The 23,923-nt window shown below is 70.0% G+C and carries 20 protein-coding genes; 18 read left to right on the top strand and 2 right to left on the bottom strand.

Going from position 1 to position 23,923, the window contains the following annotated elements; translation table 11 throughout:
- Positions 1-76: 76 nt before the first annotated feature.
- On the top strand, positions 77-2,632 hold the full coding sequence (locus AC1HIL_RS28425) for a penicillin acylase family protein (RefSeq protein WP_479670572.1): 2,556 nt from the start codon (positions 77-79) through the stop codon (positions 2,630-2,632).
- A gap of 150 nt (positions 2,633-2,782) precedes the next feature.
- On the opposite strand, the gene AC1HIL_RS28420 is transcribed toward AC1HIL_RS28425, so the two are convergent.
- Positions 2,783-4,009 (bottom strand): MFS transporter, encoded by a 1,227-nt coding sequence (locus AC1HIL_RS28420; RefSeq protein ID WP_479670571.1) that lies wholly within the window; start codon positions 4,007-4,009, stop codon positions 2,783-2,785.
- A gap of 147 nt (positions 4,010-4,156) precedes the next feature.
- Here AC1HIL_RS28420 and AC1HIL_RS28415 point away from each other — a divergent pair, with 147 nt between their 5' ends.
- From AC1HIL_RS28415 to AC1HIL_RS28385, 7 genes are all read left to right on the top strand, one after another.
- The gene (locus tag AC1HIL_RS28415) at positions 4,157-4,549 is read left to right on the top strand and encodes a carboxymuconolactone decarboxylase family protein (RefSeq protein WP_057591963.1); all 393 of its coding nucleotides are present in this window, start codon (positions 4,157-4,159) and stop codon (positions 4,547-4,549) included.
- A gap of 73 nt (positions 4,550-4,622) precedes the next feature.
- Positions 4,623-5,732, top strand: a complete 1,110-nt coding sequence (locus AC1HIL_RS28410; protein WP_479670570.1) for a BMP family ABC transporter substrate-binding protein — start codon at positions 4,623-4,625, stop codon at positions 5,730-5,732.
- A 264-nt stretch (positions 5,733-5,996) separates the two neighbouring features.
- Positions 5,997-6,533 carry an Rrf2 family transcriptional regulator gene (locus AC1HIL_RS28405; RefSeq protein WP_057591960.1) on the top strand — a complete coding sequence of 179 codons (537 nt, stop codon included), beginning with the start codon at positions 5,997-5,999 and terminating at the stop codon, positions 6,531-6,533.
- Positions 6,534-6,692: 159 nt separating this feature from the next.
- A complete protein-coding gene (gene guaD, locus AC1HIL_RS28400; protein ID WP_057591959.1) occupies positions 6,693-7,979 on the top strand; it encodes a guanine deaminase in 1,287 nt (428 codons plus the stop codon).
- A 68-nt stretch (positions 7,980-8,047) separates the two neighbouring features.
- On the top strand, positions 8,048-8,614 hold the full coding sequence (gene dcd / locus AC1HIL_RS28395; protein ID WP_057591958.1) for a dCTP deaminase: 567 nt from the start codon (positions 8,048-8,050) through the stop codon (positions 8,612-8,614).
- Positions 8,615-8,749: 135 nt separating this feature from the next.
- Positions 8,750-9,634, top strand: coding sequence for a KPN_02809 family neutral zinc metallopeptidase (gene ypfJ, locus AC1HIL_RS28390; RefSeq protein ID WP_479670569.1), 885 nt, complete (start codon positions 8,750-8,752; stop codon positions 9,632-9,634).
- A 153-nt stretch (positions 9,635-9,787) separates the two neighbouring features.
- Positions 9,788-11,260 (top strand): DEAD/DEAH box helicase, encoded by a 1,473-nt coding sequence (locus tag AC1HIL_RS28385; RefSeq protein ID WP_261210825.1) that lies wholly within the window; start codon positions 9,788-9,790, stop codon positions 11,258-11,260.
- A 63-nt stretch (positions 11,261-11,323) separates the two neighbouring features.
- Here the strand turns inward: AC1HIL_RS28385 and pdxR are convergent, their stop codons facing one another.
- Entirely contained in the window at positions 11,324-12,862 is a 1,539-nt protein-coding gene (gene pdxR / locus AC1HIL_RS28380) for a MocR-like pyridoxine biosynthesis transcription factor PdxR (RefSeq protein WP_057591955.1), read from the bottom strand.
- A gap of 149 nt (positions 12,863-13,011) precedes the next feature.
- On the opposite strand from pdxR, the gene AC1HIL_RS28375 reads away from it, so the two are divergent.
- The 10 genes from AC1HIL_RS28375 (at position 13,012) to AC1HIL_RS28330 (ending at position 23,921) form a co-directional block, all read left to right on the top strand.
- A complete protein-coding gene (locus AC1HIL_RS28375) occupies positions 13,012-13,413 on the top strand; it encodes a nuclear transport factor 2 family protein (RefSeq protein WP_057591954.1) in 402 nt (133 codons plus the stop codon).
- Positions 13,414-13,421: 8 nt separating this feature from the next.
- Positions 13,422-14,870 (top strand): NAD(P)/FAD-dependent oxidoreductase, encoded by a 1,449-nt coding sequence (locus AC1HIL_RS28370; protein ID WP_057591953.1) that lies wholly within the window; start codon positions 13,422-13,424, stop codon positions 14,868-14,870.
- 209 nt (positions 14,871-15,079) lie between these two features.
- Positions 15,080-16,681, top strand: coding sequence for an ABC transporter substrate-binding protein (locus AC1HIL_RS28365; protein WP_479670568.1), 1,602 nt, complete (start codon positions 15,080-15,082; stop codon positions 16,679-16,681).
- 12 nt (positions 16,682-16,693) lie between these two features.
- Positions 16,694-17,668 carry an ABC transporter permease gene (locus AC1HIL_RS28360; RefSeq protein WP_479670567.1) on the top strand — a complete coding sequence of 325 codons (975 nt, stop codon included), beginning with the start codon at positions 16,694-16,696 and terminating at the stop codon, positions 17,666-17,668.
- Positions 17,669-17,696: 28 nt separating this feature from the next.
- Complete coding sequence (locus tag AC1HIL_RS28355) at positions 17,697-18,617, top strand: ABC transporter permease (protein ID WP_057592025.1); 921 nt, start codon at positions 17,697-17,699, stop codon at positions 18,615-18,617.
- 1 nt (position 18,618) lies between these two features.
- Positions 18,619-19,650, top strand: a complete 1,032-nt coding sequence (locus AC1HIL_RS28350; RefSeq protein ID WP_479670566.1) for an ABC transporter ATP-binding protein — start codon at positions 18,619-18,621, stop codon at positions 19,648-19,650.
- On the top strand, positions 19,647-20,681 hold the full coding sequence (locus tag AC1HIL_RS28345; protein ID WP_296783267.1) for an ABC transporter ATP-binding protein: 1,035 nt from the start codon (positions 19,647-19,649) through the stop codon (positions 20,679-20,681). The genes AC1HIL_RS28350 and AC1HIL_RS28345 overlap by 4 nt, the downstream gene beginning before the upstream one ends.
- 49 nt (positions 20,682-20,730) lie before the next feature.
- Entirely contained in the window at positions 20,731-22,392 is a 1,662-nt protein-coding gene (locus AC1HIL_RS28340; RefSeq protein ID WP_479670565.1) for an amidohydrolase, read from the top strand.
- Between the two features lie 7 nt (positions 22,393-22,399).
- Positions 22,400-23,389, top strand: a complete 990-nt coding sequence (locus tag AC1HIL_RS28335) for a CobW family GTP-binding protein (protein WP_479670564.1) — start codon at positions 22,400-22,402, stop codon at positions 23,387-23,389.
- Positions 23,390-23,459: 70 nt separating this feature from the next.
- Entirely contained in the window at positions 23,460-23,921 is a 462-nt protein-coding gene (locus AC1HIL_RS28330; RefSeq protein ID WP_422096194.1) for a GNAT family N-acetyltransferase, read from the top strand.
- Positions 23,922-23,923: the final 2 nt, after the last annotated feature.

Below are 23,923 nucleotides of genomic sequence, written 5' to 3'. Positions count from 1 at the left end.
GCGGCCGGTGCGCTGCCTAAGCTGGCAAGGCTCCATCAAGAGAGCACCACCAGAGCATTCACAGGAGACATCCGACATGAGACAAGACAATCCGCGCGGCCGGAGGCGGCCGCTCGCCCTCGCATTCACGGCCACCTCGCTGGCCGCGGCGGCCACGCTGCTGGTCGCCTGCGGCGGCGGTGGAGGCGGCGGCGGCTTCTTCCCGATCGGACCGATCAGCCCGCCGCCGGCCGAGAACGCCACCTACAAGGCCGAGATCCGCCGCACCGCGATGGGCGTGCCGCACATCAAGGCGGACAACTGGGCCGGCGCGGGCTATGGCTACGGCTATGCGCAGGCGCAGGACGACCTGTGCACCATGGCCAACTCCTTCCTCACCTACCGCGGCGAGCGCTCGCGCTACTTCGGCGCCGACGCGCAGATCCCGTTCAGCAGCACCATCGGCCGGCCGAAGAACATCGACTCCGACTTCTTCCACAAGCACGTGATCTCGGACGACGTGGTGGCGACCATGCTCAAGCAGCAGCCCGACACGCTGATCAAGCTGGTCGAGGGCTTCGCCGCGGGCTACAACCGCTACGTGCGCGAGATCAAGGCCGGCGGCAGCGCCGGCGCCAACGCAGCCTGCCGCAACGAGGCCTGGGTGCAGCCGGTCACGCGCGAGGACATCTTCCGCCGCATGTACGCGGCCAACTTCGCGGCCGGGCTCAGCAACTTCCTGCCGAACATCGCGGGCGCCACCGCGCCGGCCGCCTCGGTCGCCATGGCCCGGCGCGAGGCCGCGAAGAGCGAGCCGGCCACCCGCCTCGCCGCGGTGCGCATGCCCGAGCTCCAGGTCGGCGGCCACGAGGGCGTGGGCAGCAACATGATCGGCTTCGGCACCGGCGCCACCGGCGGCGACAGCCCGCTGCTGTTCGGCAACCCGCACTGGTACTGGCGCGGCCCCGACCGCTTCTATCAGGCGCAGATCACGATCCCGGGCCAGGCCAACATCAGCGGCACCTCCTTCCTCGGCATCCCGGTGATCCTGATCGGCTTCAACAACGACGTCGCCTGGAGCCACACGGTCTCGACCGCCACCCGCTTCGGCTTCTTCGAGCTCAAGCTCGCCTCGGGCGACCCCACCAGCTACATGCGCGACGGCGCCGCGGTGAAGATGAAGGCCGCGAACATCACCGTGCAGGTGAAGCAGGACGGCGGTGGCGTGGTGCCGGTCACGCGCACGCTCTACAAGTCGGAGTACGGTCCGCTGATCAACCTCGGCGCGCTCAGTCCGGCGCTGGCCTGGAGCCAGACCACGGCCTACGCGATCCGCGACATCAACGCCGACAACTTCCGGCTGTTCCGCAACTGGCACCGCTGGAACACGGCCAAGTCGCTCGACGAGTTCATCGCGATCCAGAAGGAGGAGGTCGCGATCCCCTGGGTCAACACCGTGGCCGTGGGCCGTGGCGCGGCCAAGGCCTGGTATGCCGACATCGGCGCGATCCCGAACGTGTCGCCCGCGCAGATGACCGACTGCACCACGCCCACCGGCCAGATGCTCAATGCCGGCGGGGCCTCGCTCGCGCGCGTGCCGGTGTTCGACGGCTCGCGCAGCGCCTGCGACTGGCAGACCGACGCCGACTCGCCGCAGAAGGGCGTGATCGGTGCCTCGCGCCTGCCGAACCTGCAGCGCGACGACTACGTGGCCAACATGAACGACAGCTACTGGCTCGCCAACCCGAAGGCGCCGATGACCGGCTATCCGCCGATCATGGGCCCGGCCGGCACCAGCCCCGTGAGCTTCCGCACCCGCATGGGCAACCTGCTGGCGCAGGGGCGCATCGACGGCGGCGACGCCTACGGCGCCAAGGGCGCGACCGCCGACACGGTCAGGCGCATGGTGCTCAACAGCCGGGCGCTGACGGCCGAGCTGTTCAAGGACCAGGCGCTGGCGATGGTGTGCACCGGCCCGACGGTGTCGGTGTCGAAGGACCCGGCGACCGGCGACGCGATCGGACCGACGGTGGACGTCAGCGCCGCCTGCGCCGCGCTGCGTGCCTGGGACAACACCGGCACCGTGGCCTCGCGCGGCGCGCACGTCTGGGACGAGTTCTGGAACCGTGCCTCGCTGCTGCCGGCCGCCACGCTCTACAACGTGCCCTTCGATCCGGCCGATCCGATCCACACGCCGCGCGACCTCAAGAGCAGCGCCGCCGTCGCGCTGCGCGAAGCCCTCGGTGCCGCGGCGGCGCGGGTGCAGGCCAGCGGTTTCGCGGCCGATGCCAAGCGCGGCGACGTGCTGTTCGCAACGCGCAGCGGTGAGAAGATCCCGCTGTACGGCGGCTGCGGCGGCTGCGGCGGCCCAGGCTACTTCACCATCGCCTGCTCGGAAAACCGGCTCGACAAGGGCGGCTATTCGATGGACGGCGACCCGAACGGCAACAGCTACATGCAGATCGTGCGCTTCCCCGCCGGCGGCGTGGAGGCCCATACCTTCCTGACCTTCTCGCTGTCGGACGACCCAGCCTCGGCGCACAACGCCGACTACACCCGCGCCTACAGCGCCGGGCAGTGGCTCAAGGTGCCGTTCTCCGAAGCCGAGATCCAGGCCGATGCGGCGCTGAAGACCAGTTCGATCAGCGAATGAGCGAGTGAGGCGCGGAACGCCGTTCGTCGGAACAGCCACGAAAGGTTGAACTTCGGCGAACGGGCCCGCTCCCAACCTTCACTGCGTTGCCGAGGTGCGGGCCCCAAAGCCCCGCCTCGGTTTTTTTATGGGCGCGCGATCGCCATTCGCTCAGCGCCGCTTGGCGGCCCAGTTCCACGCCGCGCCCGCCGCCATCAGCACGCAGGTGCCGAGGAACACCGCGCGCATGCCGATGTGGCCGCCCACGAAGCCGCCGAGCAGCGGCCCCGCGACCTGGCCCGTGTACTGGGCCGAGGTCGAATAGCCGAGCATGTTGCCGGCCACGCGCTCGGGCACGTTGTGGCGGATCACGCTCGCGATGCAAGGCAAGAGGCCGCCGAGCGACAGCCCCATCAGGAAGCGCAGCACCACGAGCTGCCAGCCCGAGGTCACGAAGGCCTGCGGGATCAGCAGCAGCGCCGACACCGCGAGGCAGCCCACGATCACGTTCCAGTGGCCCACGCGGTCGGCCAGCTTGCCCAGCCGCGAGGCCGACAGGATGCTGCCGAGCGCGGCGGCCGACATCACGAAGCCGGCCATCATGGTCACGCGGTCCGGGTCCTCGACCAGCGTCGCCACGTAGACCGTGATGATCGGCTCGATCGACATGTTGGCGAGCATCAGCAGCATGCCGGTGAACAGCATCGCGACCAGCGGCCCCTTGTCGGGCACCGCGGCCCAGCCGGCGCCGGCGTCGCCACCCCTGACCGTGGCGGCGCGCGGCTTCTTCTCCTCGCGGATCAGGAAGGCCGTGGCGAGGAAGGCCACGAAGATGATCGCGCCGGCCGCGAAGAAGGTGGCGCGGATGCCGATCAGCGGCGGCAGCGCGCCGCCGACCAGCGGCCCCACGAGGTTGCCGGCCATGATCGCCGAGGACATCGTGCCCAGTGCCCAGCCGGTGCGGTCCTTGGGCGTCTGCGTGGCGACCAGCACCATCGAGCCCGAGGCATAGCCGCCGAGCAGGCCCGCGAGCAGCCGCAGCCCGACCAGCTGCCAGACGTTGCCGGCCACGCCGATCAGCGCCATCGCCACCGCCATGCCGAGGCTGGCGCGGATCAGCATCGGCTTGCGCCCGTAGCGGTCGGCCAGCCAGCCCCACAGCGGCGCCACCAGCGCCGCGCTGAGGAAGGTCGCGCCATAGGCCGCGCCCGACCACTGCACGATGGCCGCATGGTCCTTCACGCCGAGCTGCTCCACGTACAGCGGCAGGAAGGGCAGCAGCAGCGTCATCGCCACGATGGTGGTGAAGGAGCCGAACATGCAGACGACCAGGTTGCGTCGCCAGTGGGTGGAATGCGTGAACGCGGCGGTGGAGGAGGGCTGTGCGTCGGTCGTCATGGGGTGGCGGAATTGTCCCGCCGCCCGCGCGCCCTGGCGCCTGCCGATTGGCGGCGGCAGCCATCGCGGCTGTGCACGGCTGGCGGCGCGGCCGCGCGGCTTTCGCTCTAATGGGCGTCCGGCCACAGACACCCAGGAGAACACCGCATGAAACCCCAGCCCATCGAATACGCGAACGCCCCGGACGAGGTCCGCGCCGTGTTCGACGACATCAAGGCCACGCGCAACGTGCCCGACGTCAACAACTTCTGGAAGTACCTCGCGAACGACCCCGCCACCTTGCGGCGCACCTGGTCCAGCCTCAAGGAGGTGATGGCGCCCGGCGCGCTCGACCCGGTGGTCAAGGAGATGGTCTACCTGGCCGTGAGCGTCAGCAACGGCTGCAACTACTGCATCGCGAGCCACCACGCGGGCGCCGAGAAGGCCGGCATGACGCCGGCGATGTTCGCCGAGCTGATGGCGGTCGTCGGCATGGCCAACGAGACCAACCGGCTGGTCAACGGCTACCGGGTGCCGGTCGACCCGGCCTTCGACAAGTAGAATGCCCGCCCCTGCACCGGGCGTCCCGGCCGGTGCGGGGATTTCTTTTTCCGGGGCCATGTAGAGGAACACCATGTACAAAAACCTCGCGGGCCGCGCCTTGGTGGCGTGGCTGACCGCTTGTTTTCTTTTGTCCGCCCACTCCCGGGCCCACTCCCAGACCCAACCCGCGCCGCCGCTGAAGATCGGCTTCGTCTACGTCACGCCGCTGACCGAGGCCGGCTGGGTGCGCCAGCACGACGAGGGCCGCCAGGCCGTGGAAGCGGCGCTAGGCGCCCGCGTCAAGACCACCTATGTCGAGAACGTGGCCGAGGGCGCCGATGCCGAGCGCGTGATCCGCGACCTCGCGCAGCAGGGCCACCGGCTGATCTTCACGCCGAGCTTCGGCTACATGGAGCCCACGCTCAAGGTGGCGCGCGACTTCCCCGAGGTGAAGTTCGAGTCGATCACCGGCTACAAGACCGCGCCCAACGTGGCGACCGCCAACGCGCGCTACTACGAGGGCCGCTACCTGGCCGGCGTGGCGGCCGGGCGCATGACGAAGAGCAACGTCGCGGGCTACGTGGCGGGTTTCCCGATCCCCGAGGTGCTGCAGGGCATCAACGCCTTCACGCTCGGCATGCGTTCGGTGAACCCGAAGGCCACCGTGCGCGTGGTCTGGCTCGATGAGTGGTTCGATCCGCCGAAGGAGCGCGACGCGGCCATGACCCTGTTCAACCAGTCGGTGGACGTGATCGCCTTCCACACCGGCTCGACCGCGGTGATGGCGGCGGCGCAGGAGCGCGGCAAGCTGGCGATCGCCTACCACTCCGACATGCGCAGGATCGCGCCCGACGCCCAGGTGGTCGCGGTCACGCACCAGTGGGGCGGCTACTACACGCAGCGCGCCCGCGCGGTGCTCGACGGCAGCTGGAAGAGCGCCAACCTCTGGGGCGGCGTGAAGGAAGGAATGATCCGGGTCGGCGATTTCGGCACCAGGGTGCCCCAGGCCGTGCAGCAGGAGGTGCTGGCGCGCCAGCAGGACATCGCGGCCGGCCGGCTGCAGCCGTTCCGCGCCGTGGCGGCCGAGGTGCGCGACAACGAGGGCCGCGTCGCGATCGCCAAGGGCAGCCAGCTGTCCGACGAGCAGATCCTGCGGATGAACTGGCTGGCCGAGGGCGTGCAGGGGCGGATCGCGCGCTGAGCGGAACGACCGTCGGCGGGTTCGGGAACCGAATGCCGTTTTTCGTGTCGGACAGGCCTATGCCGGTGTTCGGGAAGGCTTCAGTGCTTTTCCGGTGCCAAAAAGGCAGATCTTTCGCCGACAATGGCGGGATCTGCCGGTAGTCGGTCCGCGAGGCCCGATACTCCGGCGTCGAGTTTCTGGAAGAACGCATAACAACAAAGGAAGCTTCGCCCCGGGGCCGCAATGGCCTCACGTCTACAAGAAGCACGAAGGAGAGATGAGATGCGTCTCACCACCAAGGGCCGCTTTGCGGTCACCGCCATGATCGATCTGGCCCTGCACCAGACCACCGGTCCGGTCACGCTGGCTGCCATCAGCCTGCGGCAGAAGATTTCGATGTCCTATCTGGAGCAGATGTTCAGCAAGCTGCGCCGGCACGAACTGGTCGCCTCCACGCGCGGCCCGGGCGGCGGCTACTCGCTGGGCCGCAAGGCCGCCCGCATCACGGTGGCCGACATCGTGTTCGCGGTCGATGCCGCCGAAGCGGCGCCGTCCTCGGCCTCCGCGAGCGAGGAAGAAGGCGTGCGCTGCACCGCGCACGAGCTCTGGGCATCGCTCAACAGCCGCATGGTGGAGTTCCTCGATTCGGTCACGCTGCAGCACCTGATGGACGAGCAGCTCGCGCGCAACGCGACCCAGGCCAAGGCGCCCGCGGTGGTCCGCCACGCGACCTCGCGCCAGGCCGCGCCCAGCGTCGCCCGCCCGACCAACGTGCCGAACTCGGTGTTCGCGCTCGGCAAGGTGCTCGCGAAGTCCTGAGACCGCGGGCATCGGGGGGGTCCGGCCGGGCCGCCATGGCCCGGCTTCGCCGTTTCCAGGCCCCGGCCTCGGGATAACCCGCAGGCGGCGCGCCATATAGCGCTCATACGCGCATGGAAATTGCGGCGGCGCGAGGCTGCATTACGCTCGGTCTCCACGATGAAAAAAGCCTACCGCGCCTCCCTGCTGCGCTTCGACGCCGCAGGTCTTCCCCAGTTCGACGAAGACGGCCTGCTGGTCGTCGGCCCCGATGCCGCCGGCCGCCAGCGCGTGCTCGATGCGGGCAGCCACGCCGCCGTGGCGCCGCGCCATCCCGAGGTCCACACCACGCACCTGCCGGGGCGCATCCTCGCGCCGGGCTTCGTGGACATGCACATCCATTTCCCGCAGACCGACATCATCGGTTCGCCCTCGCCGGGCCTGCTGCCCTGGCTCGAGAACTACACCTTCCCGGCCGAGAGCCGCTTCGCCGACCCGGCCCATTCGAAGGAAGTGGCCGGCTTCTTCCTCGACGAACTGCTGCGCAACGGCGTCACCACCTCGCTGACCTTCGCGACCTCGCACGTGGCCTCGGTCGATGCCTTCTTCGAGGACGCCCGGCGCCGCGGCCTGCGCATGATCACCGGCAAGGTGCTGCAGGACCGCAACTCGCCCGACGGCGTGCGCGACCGGACCGAGCAGAGCCTGATCGATTCCGAGGCGCTGATCCGCAAGTGGCACGGCGTCGACCGGCTCGGCTACGCCATCACGCCGCGCTTCGCGCCCGCGAGCACCGACGCGCAGATGCGCGGCGCCGGCGAGCTGGCCGCGAAGTACGCCGACACCTGGATCCAGTCGCACGTGGCCGAGAACCGCGACGAGGTGGCCTGGGTGCGCGAGCTGTATCCGCAGGCGCGTTCCTACCTCGACGTCTACGCCGGCTTCGGCCTGATGCGCGAGCGCGCCGTCTACGCGCACTGCATCTACCTCGACGACACCGACCGCGCGCTGCTGCGCGAGACGAAGACCGCCGCGGCCGTGAGCCCGACCAGCAACCTGTTCCTGGGCAGCGGCTTCTTCGACTTCGGCAAGGCCGACCAGGTGGGCCACCCCTACGGCCTGGCCAGCGACGTGGGCGGCGGCACCAGCTTCAGCCCCTTCCACACCATGATGGCCGCCTACTACGTGGGCCGCGAGGGCCAGACCAAGGCCGGCCTGAGCATCGCGCCCTCGGAACTCTGGTGGCGCCACACCGGCGGCGCGGCGCGCGCGCTGGGGCTCGACGGCGTGGTCGGCAACCTGCAGCCGGGCTGCGAGGCCGACTTCCTGGTGCTGAATCCCAAGGCCACGCCGCTGCTGGAGCGCAAGACCGCGCGGGCGAACGGCCTCGAGGAGCTGCTGTTCGCGCTGATCGTGCTGGGCGACGACCGGCTGGTCGAGCGCACGGTGATCTCGCAGGCCGGGTAGGCGGGGCAGGGCGGCGCTGCCTGCCGTGCCACAATTCGCGCCCGTTCCCCCCGCAGCAGCGACCGCATATGAGCATCAAGAGCGACAAATGGATCCGGCGCATGGCCGAGCAGCACGGCATGATCGAGCCCTTCGAGCCCGGCCAGGTGCGCGAGTCCGACGGCCACAAGATCATCAGCTACGGCACCTCGAGCTACGGCTACGACATCCGCTGCGCGCCCGAATTCAAGGTCTTCACCAACATCCACAGCACGGTGGTCGACCCGAAGAACTTCGACGAGAAGAGCTTCGTCGACATGCACGGCGACTACTGCATCATCCCGCCCAACAGCTTCGCGCTGGCGCGCACCGTCGAGTACTTCCGCATCCCGCGCAACGTGCTGACCATCTGCCTGGGCAAGAGCACCTATGCGCGCTGCGGCATCATCGTCAACGTCACGCCCTTCGAGCCCGAATGGGAAGGCTACGTGACGCTCGAGTTCAGCAACACCACGCCGCTGCCGGCCAAGATCTATGCGGGCGAGGGCTGCGCCCAGGTGCTGTTCTTCGAGAGCGACGAGGTCTGCGAGACCAGCTACAAGGACCGCGGCGGCAAGTACCAGGGCCAGCGCGGCGTGACCCTGCCCAAGACCTGATCTCGCTGTCGAGCGCGCCTCCGCCATGCGCGCGCGGCCTGCGCTGACGCCCGGTTACCCCGGCGCCTCCCGGGGCCGCTACCATCCGGCGATCACCGGCCAAAACCCCAGCAAGAGGCCGGCAAGGAGCATGCGATGAGATGGGAAGGCAACGAGCAATCCGACAACGTGGAAGACCGCCGCGGCGAGGGTGGCGGTGGTGGTGGCGGCGGCTTCATCGGCGGCCGCGGGATCGGCATCGGCACCATCGCCGTCGCGCTGATCGCGGGCTGGGTCTTCGGCATCAATCCGCTCACCGTGCTGAGCCTGCTCAGCGGTGGCGGCGGCCCGGCACCGGTGCAGCAGCAACAGGGCCCGGCGCCCAAGCCGCCGGCCAACGACCGCGAGGCCGCCTTCGTCAGCACCGTGCTGCGCAACACCGAGGTGGTCTGGAGCGACATCTTCCAGAAGAACGGCGGCACCTACCATGCGCCGCGCCTCGTGCTGTTCCGCGGCGCCACGCCCACGGCCTGCGGCACCGGCGAATCGGCCATGGGGCCGTTCTACTGCCCGGGCGACAAGAAGGTCTACATCGACCTCGGCTTCTACGACACGCTCAAGAACCAGCTCGGCGCGCCGGGCGAGTTCGCGCAGGCCTACGTGATCGCGCACGAGGTCGGCCACCACGTGCAGGACGAGCTCGGCATCACGGCCAAGGTCGACGGCATGCGCCGGCGCCTGAGCCAGAGCCAGAACAACGCGATGAGCGTGCGCGTCGAGTTGCAGGCCGACTGCTTCGCGGGCATCTGGGCGCACCATTCGCAGGAGTCGAAGAAGTGGCTCGACCCGGGCGACATCGAGTCCGCGATGAATGCCGCGCAGAAGATCGGCGACGACGCCCTGCAGCGCTCCGCGGGGCGCGCGGTGGTGCCCGACAGCTTCACGCACGGTACCAGCGCGCAGCGCCAGCGCTGGTTCGGAACCGGCTACCAAACGGGCAGCGTGCAGGCCTGCGACACCTTCAACGCGCGCAACCTCTGATGGTTGCACACGATTGCCTGACAGCGCGACATCTTGGACCGCGCGCCAGTGCTCCGTTGTTTGCTATTGAATAAATAGCAATGCCGTGAAAGCGGACGTTGTCATCGCGCGGTCACTGCCGTTTTTTGCGGCAGTGCGACAATAGCGGGCTCAATGACAAGTTCCTTCTCCAACCTATCGCTGGCGGCTCCGCTGGCGCGTGCCGTGGCCGAAATGGGCTACGAGACCATGACGCCGATCCAGGAGCAGGCCATTCCGGTCGTGCTTTCGGGCCAGGACGTGATGGGCGCAGCGCAGACCGGCACCGGCAAGACCGCGGCGTTCTCGCTGCCCCTGCTGCAGCGCATGCTCAAGCACGAGAACGCCTCCACCTCGCCCGCGCGGCATCCGGTGCGGGCCCTCGTGCTGCTGCCCACGCGCGAACTCGCCGACCAGGTGGCGCAGCAGATCAAGCTCTATGCCAAGTACACCAACCTGCGCAGCACGGTGGTGTTCGGCGGCATCGACATGAAGCCGCAGACGCTGGAGTTGAAGAAGGGCGTCGAGGTGCTGGTGGCCACGCCGGGCCGGCTGCTCGACCACATCGAGGCCAAGAACGCGGTGCTCAACCAGGTCGAGTACGTGGTGCTCGACGAGGCCGACCGCATGCTCGACATCGGCTTCCTGCCCGACCTGCAGCGCATCCTCAGCTACCTGCCCAAGCAGCGCACCACGCTGCTGTTCTCGGCCACCTTCTCGCCCGAGATCAAGCGCCTGGCCGGCAGCTACCTGCAGAACCCGGTGACCATCGAGGTGGCGCGTCCCAACGAGACCGCCTCCACCGTCGAGCAGCATTTCTACAGCGTGTCCGACGACGACAAGCGCCGCGCGCTCAAGCAGATCGTGCGCCAGCGCGGCATCACCCAGGCCTTCGTGTTCGTCAACAGCAAGCTGGGCTGCGCGCGGCTCGCGCGCACGCTCGAGCGCGACGGCCTGCGCACCTCGGCGCTGCATGGCGACAAGAGCCAGGACGAACGCCTGAAGGCGCTCGCCGCCTTCAAGGCCGGCGAGGTCGACCTGCTGGTGTGCACCGACGTCGCGGCCCGCGGCCTCGACATCAAGGACGTGCCCGCGGTCTTCAACTTCGACATCCCGTTCAACGCCGAGGACTACGTGCACCGCATCGGCCGCACGGGCCGTGCCGGCGCCTCGGGCCTGGCCGTGAGCTTCGCGAGCGGCGGCAACGATGCGCGCCTGGTGGCCGACATCGAGAAGCTGATCAAGAAGAAGATCGAGCTCGAGCCGGTCGAGTTCGAGGAAGACCGCCCGCGCGGCCGCATCAACGACGGCCGCCGTCATTGGCGCGAAGAGGGCGAGGCCGGCGATGCGCGCGACGTGCTCGACCAGCCGCGCGAACGTGGCTACGGCAGCGATGCGCGGCGCGGCGGCGGACGCCCGCACCGCGCGCCCTCGGCGCCGCGCGATCCCTTCTTCGACAAGCCCTACGAGCCCGGCAACAGCAACAGCGAGGCCGCGCCGGCCTGGGAAGCCGCGGCCAAGTCCGCGCCCGCGCGCACCGGCGTGTCGAGCAACATCAAGAGCAAGCGCAAGATCCCGGCGCTGTTCAAGACGCCCGAGCCGAGCTGACCGGCTCGCCGATCGCCCAGCAACGGGGCCGCGCATGTCGCGGCCTTTTTCATGGGCGCTTCCTCAGTGCGTGCGTCCGCCCGCCGGGCGCCGCTCGCCGCGCGCGGCCGCGAGCTCTTCCACCGCCAGCCCCAGCGCGCGGATGCCGGCCGAGATCTGCGCCGCCGGTATCGACGACAGCCGCAGCCTGAAGAAGGGGCACGGATAGGGCGGCTTCGCGAAGAACACGTCGCCGGCCTCGATCAGCACGCCGTGGCTGCGCGCCATCAGCGACAGCTCGCCCGCGTCGACCCAGGCCGGCGCGCGCACCCACAGCGACGCGCCGCCCTGCGGCAGCCTGAACTCGAAATCGGGCAGGTGGTCGCGCAGCGCCTGCGCCGCCAGCGCGAGCCGTTCCTGCATCGCGTGGTTCACGCGCCGCGCATGCGACTCGTGATGGCCCAGCGAGAGGAACAGCGCATAGGCATGCTGCAGGAACGCGCTCGGATGCCGCACCATCGCATGACGGATGGCGCGCAGCTCCTTGATCAGCGCGCGCGGCGCGACGATGAAGCCCAGCCGCAGCGCGGGCGACAGGCTCTTCGATACCGAGCCCACGTAGATCACGCGTCCGGTCTTGTCCAGGCTCTTGAGCGCCGGCATCGGCGTGCCCTCGTAGAGGTTCTCGGCCTCGTAGTCGTCCTCGATGATCACGAAGTCCTGCAGCTCGGCCTTGCGCAGCAGCCACTGGCGGCGCTCCAGGCTCAGCGTGGCGGTGGTCGGGCTCTGGTGCGAGGGCGTGACGAAAAGGTAGTCGGCCGCGGGCAGCGCATCGACCACCAGCCCGTCTTCATCCACCGCCACCTCCACCCACCTGGGCTGGCGCAGCGAGAAGCTGTTGCGCGCATGCGGATGGCCGGGCTCCTCGAGGCCCACGCGCGTGTGGGTGTCGAACAGCGTGTCGGCCAGCAGGTAGTAGGCATGCTGCGCGCCGAGCGTGACGATGATCTCCTCCTTGAGCGCGAACACGCCGCGCTTGGGCAGGAGGCGCGTGCGGATCTGCTCGATCAGGTCGGGCACGTCGTCGGTCTCGAAGTCGGGCGTCCAGTGCTGCAGCTGCGAGCGCGCCAGGCTGCGCGCGCAGCACTCGCGGAAGTCCTCGGTCGGAAACAGCAGCGGGTCGTGCTGGCCGTAGACGAAGGGATAGGGATAGTCGCGCCAGCGCTCGGGCTTGGACAGCGTGGGCTGGTCCACCAGCGAGCGCAGCACGCGCTGCGACCAGTCGGGCGGCTGGCCCGACTGCCCGCTGCGTCCCACCAGCGGCTCGGCCGGTGCAGCCGCGGGCGGTCGCGCATTGCGCGCCACGAACACGCCGCTGCGCGGACGCGCCTCGAGAAAGCCCTCGTCGATCAGCTGCAGGTAGGCCGAGGTCACGGTGTTGCGGCTCAGGCCCAGCAGCACCGCGAGCTCGCGCGAGGAGGGCAGCGACGCGCCCGGGCTCAGGTGGTCCTCGAGGATGGCCTGCACCACCGCGGCGCGCAGCCGCGCCTGCAGCGGCAGCGCGGGCTGGTCGGGCAGCGCGAAGAGCTGCGCCCACTGGGTGGCTCGGGGATGGCTTGCCATGGTCGCCGCAGTTTAGGGCAGGCCTCTGGCGAGCGCGCATGCCGGTGCGCTCTGGCTCGGTCGAATCCCCGCATCTGGCCCTATCGCGCGTCCCGCCCGCTGCCTACCCTCGGCTCCATTCATTCCCCAAAGACTTCAATCCGAGCGCCATGTCCTCTTCCTTCCCGCCCGTGACCACCGACACCCTCGCCGCCTTCAGCGCGGCCTGGAACCGCCACGACATCGATGCGCTGATGAGCTTCATGAGCGACGACTGCGTGTTCCAGACCGCCGCCGGCCCCGATGCCTGCGGCACCCGCCACACGGGCACCGAGGCCGTGCGCAAGGCCTTCGCGGCCGCCTGGCAGGCCGTGCCCGACGCGCAGTGGATCGACGGCGTGCATTTCGTGCACGGCGACTTCGGCACCTCGCAGTGGACCTTCACCGGCACCGCCGCCGACGGCAGCCGCATCGAGACCGATGGCATCGACGTCTTCACCTTCAAGGACGGGAAGATCCAGCTCAAGAACGTGTTCCGCAAGGCAAGGCCGAACCTGCCCGCGGCCAAGTAGACAAGGCCATGACGACCGGTACCGCCACGCACTTCGCTTCCGCCGAGCCCGTGCCCGCCACGCCCTCGCGGCCCTACGACCCGCGCTACGACCCGCTGCTCGCGCCCGACCCCGGCGCCGGCCGCGCCTATGCGCCCACCTGGTGGGTTGCGAGCGCGGGCACGCCGCCCGAGGACGACGGCCCGCTGGTGCAGGACATCGACGTCGACGTGGCGATCGTGGGCTCGGGCGCCACCGGCATGTCGACCGCGCTCTACCTCGCGCAGGAGCACGGCATCCGCGCCACCGTGCTCGAGGCCAACCAGGCGGCCTGGGGCTGCTCGAGCCGCAGCGGCGGCCAGGGCCAGAACGCCAGCGGCCGCCTCAAGCGCTCGCAGTGGATCGCGCGCTGGGGCCTCGATACCGCGAAGAAGCTCGACGCCGAGATCCGCGCGGGCTTCGAGAACTTCAAGGCGCTCACGCAGCAGATCGACTGCGATGCCTTCGACGGCGGCCACCTCTACCTCGCGCACCGCCGCGAGAAGCTGCCGGTGCTCGCCGCCGAGGCCGCGCTGATGCGCGACACCTTCGGCTATGCCACGCGCATGATGAGCGCCGAGGAAGTGCGCAGCGACTACTGCGACGAACGCGAGACCGTGGGCGCGATGTTCGAGGCCGAGGGCGTGGGCATCCATCCGCTGAAGTTCACCTTCGGGCTGCTGCGGCGCGCGCGCGCGCTCGGCGTGAAGGTCCACACCTCGAGCCCGGTGCAGGGCTGGCAGACCATCGACGGCGTGCACCACCTGCGCACGCCCGGCGGCACGGTGCGCGCGCGCCGCGTGGCGGTGTGCACCGGCGGCTACACGGGCCAGGCGCTGAGCCCGCTGTTGAAGAACCGCGTGATGCCGATCCTCTCGAACTCGGTGGTCACGCGCGAGCTCACCGAGGCCGAGCTCAAGGCCACCAACTTCCGCTCGAAGACCTTCCTCACCGACACGCGCACGCTGCGCTTCTACTACCGGCTGCTCGAGGGCAACCGGCTGCAGATCGGCAGCCGCAGCTCGGTCAGCGGCGCCGATGCCGAGGCACCGGTGCACCTGAAGCTGCTCACCGACGCGATCGCGCGCAAGTTCCCGCCGCTCGCCAACATCCGCATCGACCACTCGTGGTGGGGCTGGGTCGACATGAGCCACGACATGATGCCGCGCATCACGCAGCCCGATGCGTCGAAGAAGATCTGGTACGCGGTGGGCTATGGCGGCAACGGCGTCTCGTTCTCGACCTGGGCCGGCAAGCGCCTGGCCGAGCGCATCGCGGGCCGCGATGCGGGCCGCGAGGTGTTCGAGCTGCCGATCTACGACTCGCCGCTGCCCTTCCCCAACGTGATGGGCCTGGTCGAGTCGCAGGCCTTCGCGCCGTTCCGCCGCATGGGCCAGCGCATGCTCTACAAGTGGTACTGGCTCAAGGACGAGAAGTAGCGCGCGAGCGCCATCGCGCTCCCGCATCCGGTGCGCCTTCCCGCAAACGGCGCATCGCACGCCGCACAACGGGGCAAACCCGCAGCGTCTGGCCCTGCGGATCGGTGCCACGTGGCTCTTCGTGGCACCTGCTCGCGGGCCTATCGTCGATCTCGTCGGCGCCGCACCGCGCGCCGCTTCTTCTTCGAGTAGCCATCCAGAGGTCCAGCATGCCGTTTCCGCTCTCCCGCTTCACGCGCCGTGTCACCCTGTTGTCGGCGGCCTCGCTGGCCGCGCTCGCGCTGTGCTCCCTGCCGGCCGCCGCGCAAGAACCCAAGCGTGGCGGCACGCTGGTGATCGGCAGCACGCAGACGCCGCGCCACCTCAACGGCGCCGTGCAGTCGGGCATCGCCACCGCGCTGCCCTCGGCGCAGATCTTCGCGAGCCCGCTGCGCTTCGACGACAAGTGGAACCCGCAGCCCTACCTGGCCGAATCGTGGAAGCTCGCCGACGACGCGAAGTCGCTCACGCTCAACCTGCGCAAGAACGCCGTGTTCCACGACGGCAAGCCCATCACCTCGGCCGACGTCGCGTTCTCGATCATGGCCATCAAGGCCAACCATCCCTTCACCACCATGCTGGGCCCGGTCGAGAAGGTCGACACGCCCGATCCCTACACCGCCATCATCCGCATGAGCGCGCCGCATCCGGCGATCGTGCTCGCGATGTCGCCCGCGCTGTGCCCGATCCTGCCCAAGCACGTCTACGGCGACGGCACCGACCTCAAGAACCATCCGCGCAACAGCACCGACGTGGTCGGCTCGGGCCCGTTCCGCGTCACCGAGTTCAAGCCCTCGCAGCGCATCGTGATGGAGCGCTTCGACAAGTTCTTCCTGCCCAACAAGCCCTACCTCGACAAGGTCATCGTGAGCATCACGCCCGACATGGCGAGCCTGGTGCTCGGCGTGGAACGCGGCGACATCCAGATGCTGCCCTTCGCGACCCTGCCCACCGACCTCAAGCGCTTCGCCAGCGATCCGCGCGTGTCGCTCACGCCCAAGGGCTACGACGGCATCGGCCCGCTCAACTGGCTGGCCTTCAACACCGCGAAGAAGCCGCTGTCGGACCTGCAGGTGCGCAAGGCCATCGCGCACTCGATCGACAAGAACTTCATCACCAAGGCGCTGATGGGCGGCTTCGCCACCGTGTCCGACGGCCCGCTGGTGGCCAGCAGCCCGTTCGCGGTCAGCGACCTGGTGCGCTATCCGCTCGACCTCAAGAAGGCCGGCGAGATGCTCGATGCCGCGGGCTACAAGGCCGGCGCCAACGGCGAGCGCTTCAAGCTCACCATCGACTACCTGCCCGGCGGCGACGACCAGCAGAAGAACGTGGCCGAGTACGTGCGCGGCCAGCTCAAGAAGGTGGGCATCACGGTGGAGGTGCGCGCCTCGGCCGACTTCCCGGCCTGGGCCAAGCGCCTGGCCACGCACGACTTCGACATGTCGATGGACGCGGTCTTCAACTGGGGCGATCCGATCATCGGCGTGCACCGCACCTACCTGTCGACCAACATCAAGCCCATCGTCTGGACCAACACCCAGTCCTATGCCAACCCGAAGGTCGACGAGCTGCTCAACACCGCCGGCGGCCTGACCGACCCGACGCAGCGCAAGGCCTACTACGCCACCTTCCAGAAGATCGTGACCGACGAGCTGCCGATCGAGTTCATCAACCAGGTGCCCTACCACACGATCACCAGCAAGAAGGTCGGCAACGTGCCCACCACCATCTGGGGACCGCTGTCGCCGCTCGACGAGGTCTACCTCAAGTAAGGCGGGGCGCACATGGGCATGCTTCGCTACGCCGCCTCGCGCCTGCTGCAGGGCCTCGCCCTGGTGCTCGCGGTGGTGGTGCTGAACTTCGTGCTGGTGCACGCGGCACCGGGCGATCCGGTCGAGACCATCGCGGGCGCGAGCGGCGGCATGTCGGCCGAGCTCATGGCCGAGCTGCGCGCGCAGTACGGCCTCGACCGGCCGCTGCCGGTGCAGCTCGGCGTCTACCTCGGCAAGGTGCTGCGCGGCGACCTCGGCTATTCGTACTTCTTCAACCTGCCGGTCACGCAGATGATCGCCGAGCGCGTGCCCGCCACCTTGCTGCTGGTGCTGAGTTCGGTGCTGCTGGCCTTCGTGGTCGGCACGGCGCTCGGCGTGCTGTCCTCGCGCCGGCCCAACGGGCTGCTGTCGCAGTTCATCACCGTGCTGTCGCTGGTGGGTTTCGCGGCGCCGGTGTTCTGGATCGGCATCATGCTGGTGATCCTGCTGGCCTCGGTATTCCCGATCCTGCCGGTGGCCGGCATGCGCTCCATCGACGCCACCGGCGGCGGCCTGGCCGACGTGCTCGACGTCGCGCACCACCTGGTGCTGCCCACGATCACGCTGAGCCTGGTCTATCTCGCGCAGTACAGCCGGCTCGCGCGTTCGTCGATGCTCGACGTGCTCGGCTCCGACTTCATCCGCACCGCGCGCGCCAAGGGCCTGGCCGAGCGCGTGGTGCTTTACAAGCATGCGCTGCGCAACGCGCTGCTGCCGGTGGTGACGGTGCTGGGGCTGCAGTTCGGCAACGTGCTCGCGGGCGCGATCCTGGTCGAGACCGTCTTCAACTGGCCGGGGCTCGGCCGCCTGGCCTTCGACTCGGTGCTGCGGCGCGACTACCCGACCATCCTCGGCGTGCTGCTGTTCTCCTCCATCGTGGTGGTGGTGATGAACCAGCTCACGGACCTCTGCTACCGCCTGATCGATCCGCGCATCAAGACCGCGTGACGCCTCCCCGATGAATGCGACCTCCACGATGACCCTCGACCCAGACCCGGCGCCCGCCGCGAAGCCGGTGGCGCCCGCGCGCACGAGCGCCACCGCCGGCCCGCGCGCCGAACACCCCGGCATCGAGGCCGCGCGCATGTTCCTGCGCAACCCCGCGGCCATCGCCGGCATGGTGCTGCTCTTGATCGTGCTCGCGGTCGCGATCGCCGGGCCCTGGCTCTATCCGGCCGATCCCTTCGAGATCAAGGCCGCGCCGCTCACGCCGCCGTTCAGCGAGGAGGCCTGGCTCGGCAGCGACTACCTCGGGCGCGACGTGCTCACCGCGCTGATCTACGGCGGCCGCGCCACCCTGCTGGTGGGCGCGGTGGCGGCGCTGCTGTCGGTGCTGATCGGCATCACGCTGGGCGCCTTCGCCGGCTACTACGGCGGCAAGGTCGACGCGGTGCTGATGAAGATCACCGAGTTCTTCCAGGTGCTGCCCGCGCTGCTGTTCGCGATGGTGGTGGTGACGCTGTTCTCGCCCACGCTGGTCACGGTCACGCTGGCCATCGGCGTCGTGAGCTGGACCGGCACCGCGCGGCTCACGCGCGCCGAGTTCCTCAAGTACCGGGGGCTGGAGTTCGTGCGCGCCGAGCGCGCCATCGGCGCGCGCGACGCCCGCATCATCTGGAAGGTGATCCTGCCCAATGCGCTGCCGCCGCTGGTGGTGTCGGCCACCCTGGCGATCGGCGCGGCGATCCTGTTCGAGGCCGGCCTGTCCTTCCTCGGCCTGGGCGACCCGAACCAGATGAGCTGGGGCCTGATGATCGGCTCGAGCCGCCAGTACGTGCTGTCGTGCTGGTGGGCCGTGGCCTTTCCCGGCGCCGCGATCTTCGTCACCGTGCTCGCGGTCAGCCTGATCGGCGACGGGCTCAACGATGCCCTCAACCCCAAGCTGAGGGAGCGCTGAGATGAGCGAGGCACTGCTGCGCGTGCAGGACCTGCACGTCGAATTCCGGACCCGCCGCGGCCAGGCGCTGGTGCTCAACGGCGTGGACTTCGAGCTGCGCGCCGGCGAGACGCTGTGCGTGGTCGGCGAGTCGGGCTGCGGCAAGAGCATGACCGCGCTCGCGCTGCTGCGGCTCATTCCCTCGCCGCCGGGGCGCATCCGCGACGGCCGCGTGCTGTTCCAGGGCGAGGACCTGGTGCGCGCCACCGACGCGCGCATGCGCGAGGTGCGCGGCAACCGCATCTCGATGATCTTCCAGGAACCGATGACCTCGCTGAACCCGGTGTTCAGCGTGGGCGACCAGATCGGCGAATCGCTGCGGCTGCATGCGGGCCTCGATGCGCAGGCCGCGCGCGAACGCGCCATCGAGATGCTGCGCCAGGTCGGCATCCCGGCGCCCGAGCGGCGCGTGGACGAGTACCCGCACCAGCTCTCGGGCGGCATGCGCCAGCGCGTGATGATCGCGATGGCGCTGGCCTGCCGGCCCGACATCCTGATCGCCGACGAACCCACCACCGCGCTCGACGTGACGGTGCAGGCGCAGATCTTCGACCTGCTGCGCGAGCTGCAGCGCGAGAAGGGCACGGCGATCCTGCTGATCACGCACGACATGGGCGCGGTGGCCGAGATGGCCGACCGCGTGATGGTGATGTATGCGGGTCGCGTGATCGAGCAGGGCAGCGCCGACCAGGTGCTGTCCGCGCCCGGCCATCCCTACACGCGCGGCCTGATCGACTGCCTGCCCGAACTCGGCAGCAGCGCGGCCTTCGACGACGACACGCGCGAGGACCTGGCCGAGATCCCGGGCGTCGTGCCCTCGATCTGGGAACTGGGCAGCGGCTGTGCCTTCCGCGAGCGCTGCCGGCATGCCATGCCGCGCTGCGCGCACGAGGTGCCGCCGATGTTCGCGCTGGCCGGCGACGGCGATGGCGGCAGCTCGCACGGCGCGGCCTGCTGGCTGCATGCCGAAGCGCTGGCGGAGGAGGTCGCATGAGCCTGATCGAACCGGCGGACACGCTGCTCGCGGTCGACGACCTGCAGGTGCACTTCCCGCGCGCCAGGGCCGGCTGGGGCCGCAAGCCCGAGGTGGTGAAGGCGGTGGACGGCGTGTCCTTCGAGATCCGCCGCGGCCGCACGCTCGCGGTGGTCGGCGAATCGGGCTCGGGCAAGACCACCACCGCGCTCGCCGTGATGCGGCTGTCGCCGCTGACCGGTGGCCGCATCCGGCTCGGCGACACCGACCTCGGCGCGCTCGAGGGCGAGGCGCTGCGCCGTTCGCGCACGCGCATGCAGATCATCTTCCAGGACCCGTTCTCCTCGCTCAACCCGCGCGAGCGCGCCGGTGCCGCGGTGCGCGCGCCGCTCGACCTGATGCAGGTGGGCACGCCCGAGCAGCGCACGCGCCGCGTGGCCGAGCTGTTCGAGGCCGTGGGCCTGCGGCCCGAGCAGCAGCAGCTGTTTCCGCACCAGTTCTCGGGCGGCCAGCGCCAGCGCATCAACATCGCGCGCGCGCTCGCCACCAACCCCGAGCTCGTGGTCTGCGACGAGCCGGTGTCGGCGCTCGACATCGCGATCCGCGCCCAGATCCTCAACCTGCTCGCGCGGCTGCAGCGCGAGCTGGGCCTGACCTACCTGTTCATCTCGCACGACATGGCGGTGGTCGAGCACATCTGCGACGACATCGCCGTGATGTACCTGGGCCAGATCGTGGAGCGCGCGCCGCGGCGCGCCTTCTTCGCGCAGCCGCTGCATCCCTACAGCGTGGCGCTGATGTCGGCCGTGCCCACCGTGGGCGGCGGCCGGCGCCGCGCCGCGGGCCGCATCAAGCTCACGGGCGATCCGCCGAGCCCGATCGATCCGCCGCACGGCTGCCGCTTCGCCGGCCGCTGCCCGGTGGCCGAGCCGGCCTGCGCGGCCGAGCCGCCGCCGCTGCGCGAGGTGGTGCCCGGCCACTGGGTGCGCTGCCGCCGCGTCGGGCTGGCCGACGGCCTGCCGCTGCCGCCCCTGCGCCTGCAAGCCGATTGAATCCGCGCGAACATCGCGTCGCGCCCCGTCCATCCTCCTTCCCGAATCCATGACCGCCACCACCGTCTACAGCGCCCGCAAGATCCTCACGATGAACCCGATGCAGCCCGAGGCCACCCATGTCGCGGTGCGCGAGGGCCGCGTGCTCGCGGTCGGCTCGCTCGACGAGATGCGCGCCTGGGGCGACTTCGCGCTCGACGAGCGCTTCGCGTCCAAGGTGCTGATGCCGGGACTGGTCGAGGGCCACTGCCACCTCAAGGAGGGCAGCATGTGGGACTGGGCATACCTCGGCTGGTTCGACCGGCGCGATCCGCAGGGAAAGGTCTGGAGCGGCCTGCGCTCGATGGAGGCCGTGGTCGCGCGGCTGGCCGAGATCGCCGCGCGCATGCAGGCCGAGGGCAGGCCCGAGTCCGAGCCGTTGGTGGCCTGGGGCTTCGATCCGATCTATTTCGGCGGCGAGCGCATGACGGTGGAACACGTCGACCGCGCGAGCGCCACGCGGCCGATCGTCATCGGCCATGCCAACGGCCACCTGATGAACGTCAACAGCGCGATGCTGCGCATCGCCGACATCACGCGCGACAACGAGGTCGAGGGCGTGGTCAAGTTCGCCACCGGGCCGGCCGCGGGCGAGCCCACGGGCGAGCTGCAGGAGCCGGCCGCGATGTTCCTGGTGCTGCGCAGGATCGGCAATGCCGGCCTGCTGGCGCCGATGACCGAGGCCGGCGTGCGCTCCTTCGCGCGGCTGGCCTGCATGCAGGGCGTGACCACCGCCACCGACCTGGTCAACAAGCTCACCGAGGAGGACTGCGGCGTGCTCGAGCGCGCCACTGGCGCCGAGGATTTCGCGGTGCGCATCCTGCCCGCGTTCCAGGCCTTCCACGGCACGCACGGCGCGGCGCAGGGCGCGGAGCATGTACAGGCGCTGATGCCGCGCAACACCGACCGGCTGCGCTATGGCCTCGTGAAGATGATGCTCGACGGCTCGATCCAGGGCTTCTCGGCGCGGCTGCGCTGGCCCGGCCATTTCAACGGCGCGCCCAACGGCATCTGGGTGACCGCGCCCGCGCAGTACGAGGCCGACTTCGAGACCTACCACCGCGCCGGCCTCACCATCCACACCCACACCAACGGCGACGAGGCCAGCGAGGTCGCGATCGACGCCATCGGCCGCGTGCTCGCGCGCGCGCCGCGCCCCGACCACCGCCACACGCTGCAGCACGGCCAGATGATCGACGCGCCGCTGTTCCGCCGCATGGCCGCGCTGGGCCTGTGCGCCAACCTGTTCGCCAACCACATCTGGTACTGGGGCGACCAGCACTACGAGATGACCATGGGCCCCGACCGCGCCAACCGGCTCGATGCCTGCGGCAGCGCGCTCGCCGCCGGCGTGCCGCTGGCGATCCATTCCGACGCGCCGGTCACGCCGCTCGGCCCGCTGTTCACCGCCTGGTGCGCGGTCAACCGCGTCACGCCCAAGGGCCGCGTGCTCGGCGCGGCCGAGCGCATCACCGTCGAACAGGCGCTGCGCGCCATCACGCTGGGCGCGGCCTGGACCCTCAAGCTCGATGGCGAGATCGGCAGCATCGAATGCGGCAAGCGCGCCGACTTCTGCGTGCTCGAGGAGGATCCGCTGGCCGTCGACCCGATGCGGCTCAAGGACCTGCGCGTCTGGGGCACGGTGCTGTCGGGCCGCGTGTTCGAGGCATGAGGGCGCGATGACCGCGATGACGGCGCGGCGCCTGCCGCTCACGGTCGTCGGCGGCTTCCTCGGCGCCGGCAAGACCACGCTGCTCAACCGCTGGCTGGCCGAGGCCGAGGGCCTGCGCATGGCGGTGCTGGTCAACGACTTCGGCGCGCTCAACATCGATGCCGGCCTGATCGCCGCGCGCCATGGCGACACCGTCGCGCTCACCAACGGCTGCGTCTGCTGCCAGATCGGCGACGACCTCGGGCGCGCGCTGCAGGGCACGATCGACGCCCAGCCGCCGTTCGACGCCGTGGTGATCGAGGCCAGCGGCGTCTCCGACCCCTGGCGCATCGCGCAGATCGGCATGGCCGCGCCCGAGCTGAGCCTGCAGGCCGTGCTGGTGCTGGTCGATGCGAGCGCGGTCGCCGCGCAGTCGCGCGACCCGCTGCTGGCCGACACGCTCGCGCGGCAGGCGAAGTCGGCCGACCTCGTGGTGCTCAACAAGACCGACATCGCGGACGATGCCGCGCTGGCGGCCGCCACGGCCTGGCTCGAGGCGACCGTGCCGGGCACGCCGCGGATCGCGACCACGCAGTCCGCGCTGCCGCTCGCGCTGGCCTCGGGGCCGCATGGGCAGACAAGGCCGCACGCGCATTGCGATGTGCCGGGCTGCGGCCACGATCACGACCATGCGCACCACGTCGACCATGGCGCGCAGTTCGCGACCTGGAGCGCCCGGCCTTCGGCCACGTTCGCGCCCGAGGCCTTGCGCGCCTGGATGCGCGCGATGCCGCCCGGCGTGCTGCGGCTCAAGGGCCTGCTGAAGATCGAGGCCGAGGGCGGTGTCGAGACCTGGTCCGAAGTCCAGTACGCGGGCCGCCACGGCATGCTGCGGCGGGCTGCCGCGCCGCTCGATGCCGAAGGCGCGGCGGTGGTCGCGATCGGGCTGCGCGGCCACCTGCCGGCAGCGGCACTCGAGGAATTCTTCCTGAGCGTGACGTCTTCAGCGAATCCTTAGCTGCGCCCCAGCCCGTTCGTGTTGCAATGCCGGCTTTTCGCCCGACGCGCACCTGCGCATTGCACACGCCATGAACCCGACCCTCGTGATCCGCCCGCCCACGCGCGACGACTACGCCGACTGGAAGCCGCTGTGGGACGGCTACAACGCCTTCTACGAGCGCGAGGGCCCGACGGCCTTGCCCGACGCGATCACGCAGGCCACCTGGCAGCGCTTCTTCGACGCCTACGAGCCCGTGCATGCGCTCGTGGCCGAGCACGAGGGCCGGCTGGTCGGCCTCACGCACTACCTGTTCCACCGCAGCACCACGCGCATCGAGCCGACCTGCTATCTGCAGGACCTGTTCACGCTGCCCTCGCTGCGCGGGCAGGGCGTGGGCCGGCAGTTGATCGAGGGCGTGTACGAGCGTGCGCGGCAGGCCGGCGTGAAGCGCGTCTACTGGCAGACGCACGAGACCAATCTCGCGGGGCAGCGGCTCTACGACAAGGTCGCGGACCGCACGGGCTTCATCATCTTTGCGAAGAACGTCTGAGG

The organism is Variovorax sp. ISS6, assembly GCF_056523145.1.
The sequence above is the reverse complement of the archived record's forward strand: the minus strand, read 5'-3'. Positions and strand labels throughout refer to the sequence as shown.

Coding starts and splice junctions, on each gene's coding strand:
- AC1HIL_RS28425 (WP_479670572.1), top strand. CDS start 77: ATGAGACAAGACAATCCGCGCGGCCGGAGGCGGCCGCTCGCCCTCGCA.
- AC1HIL_RS28420 (WP_479670571.1), bottom strand. CDS start 4,009: ATGACGACCGACGCACAGCCCTCCTCCACCGCCGCGTTCACGCATTCC.
- AC1HIL_RS28415 (WP_057591963.1), top strand. CDS start 4,157: ATGAAACCCCAGCCCATCGAATACGCGAACGCCCCGGACGAGGTCCGC.
- AC1HIL_RS28410 (WP_479670570.1), top strand. CDS start 4,623: ATGTACAAAAACCTCGCGGGCCGCGCCTTGGTGGCGTGGCTGACCGCT.
- AC1HIL_RS28405 (WP_057591960.1), top strand. CDS start 5,997: ATGCGTCTCACCACCAAGGGCCGCTTTGCGGTCACCGCCATGATCGAT.
- guaD (WP_057591959.1), top strand. CDS start 6,693: ATGAAAAAAGCCTACCGCGCCTCCCTGCTGCGCTTCGACGCCGCAGGT.
- dcd (WP_057591958.1), top strand. CDS start 8,048: ATGAGCATCAAGAGCGACAAATGGATCCGGCGCATGGCCGAGCAGCAC.
- ypfJ (WP_479670569.1), top strand. CDS start 8,750: ATGAGATGGGAAGGCAACGAGCAATCCGACAACGTGGAAGACCGCCGC.
- AC1HIL_RS28385 (WP_261210825.1), top strand. CDS start 9,788: ATGACAAGTTCCTTCTCCAACCTATCGCTGGCGGCTCCGCTGGCGCGT.
- pdxR (WP_057591955.1), bottom strand. CDS start 12,862: ATGGCAAGCCATCCCCGAGCCACCCAGTGGGCGCAGCTCTTCGCGCTG.
- AC1HIL_RS28375 (WP_057591954.1), top strand. CDS start 13,012: ATGTCCTCTTCCTTCCCGCCCGTGACCACCGACACCCTCGCCGCCTTC.
- AC1HIL_RS28370 (WP_057591953.1), top strand. CDS start 13,422: ATGACGACCGGTACCGCCACGCACTTCGCTTCCGCCGAGCCCGTGCCC.
- AC1HIL_RS28365 (WP_479670568.1), top strand. CDS start 15,080: ATGCCGTTTCCGCTCTCCCGCTTCACGCGCCGTGTCACCCTGTTGTCG.
- AC1HIL_RS28360 (WP_479670567.1), top strand. CDS start 16,694: ATGGGCATGCTTCGCTACGCCGCCTCGCGCCTGCTGCAGGGCCTCGCC.
- AC1HIL_RS28355 (WP_057592025.1), top strand. CDS start 17,697: ATGACCCTCGACCCAGACCCGGCGCCCGCCGCGAAGCCGGTGGCGCCC.
- AC1HIL_RS28350 (WP_479670566.1), top strand. CDS start 18,619: ATGAGCGAGGCACTGCTGCGCGTGCAGGACCTGCACGTCGAATTCCGG.
- AC1HIL_RS28345 (WP_296783267.1), top strand. CDS start 19,647: ATGAGCCTGATCGAACCGGCGGACACGCTGCTCGCGGTCGACGACCTG.
- AC1HIL_RS28340 (WP_479670565.1), top strand. CDS start 20,731: ATGACCGCCACCACCGTCTACAGCGCCCGCAAGATCCTCACGATGAAC.
- AC1HIL_RS28335 (WP_479670564.1), top strand. CDS start 22,400: ATGACCGCGATGACGGCGCGGCGCCTGCCGCTCACGGTCGTCGGCGGC.
- AC1HIL_RS28330 (WP_422096194.1), top strand. CDS start 23,460: ATGAACCCGACCCTCGTGATCCGCCCGCCCACGCGCGACGACTACGCC.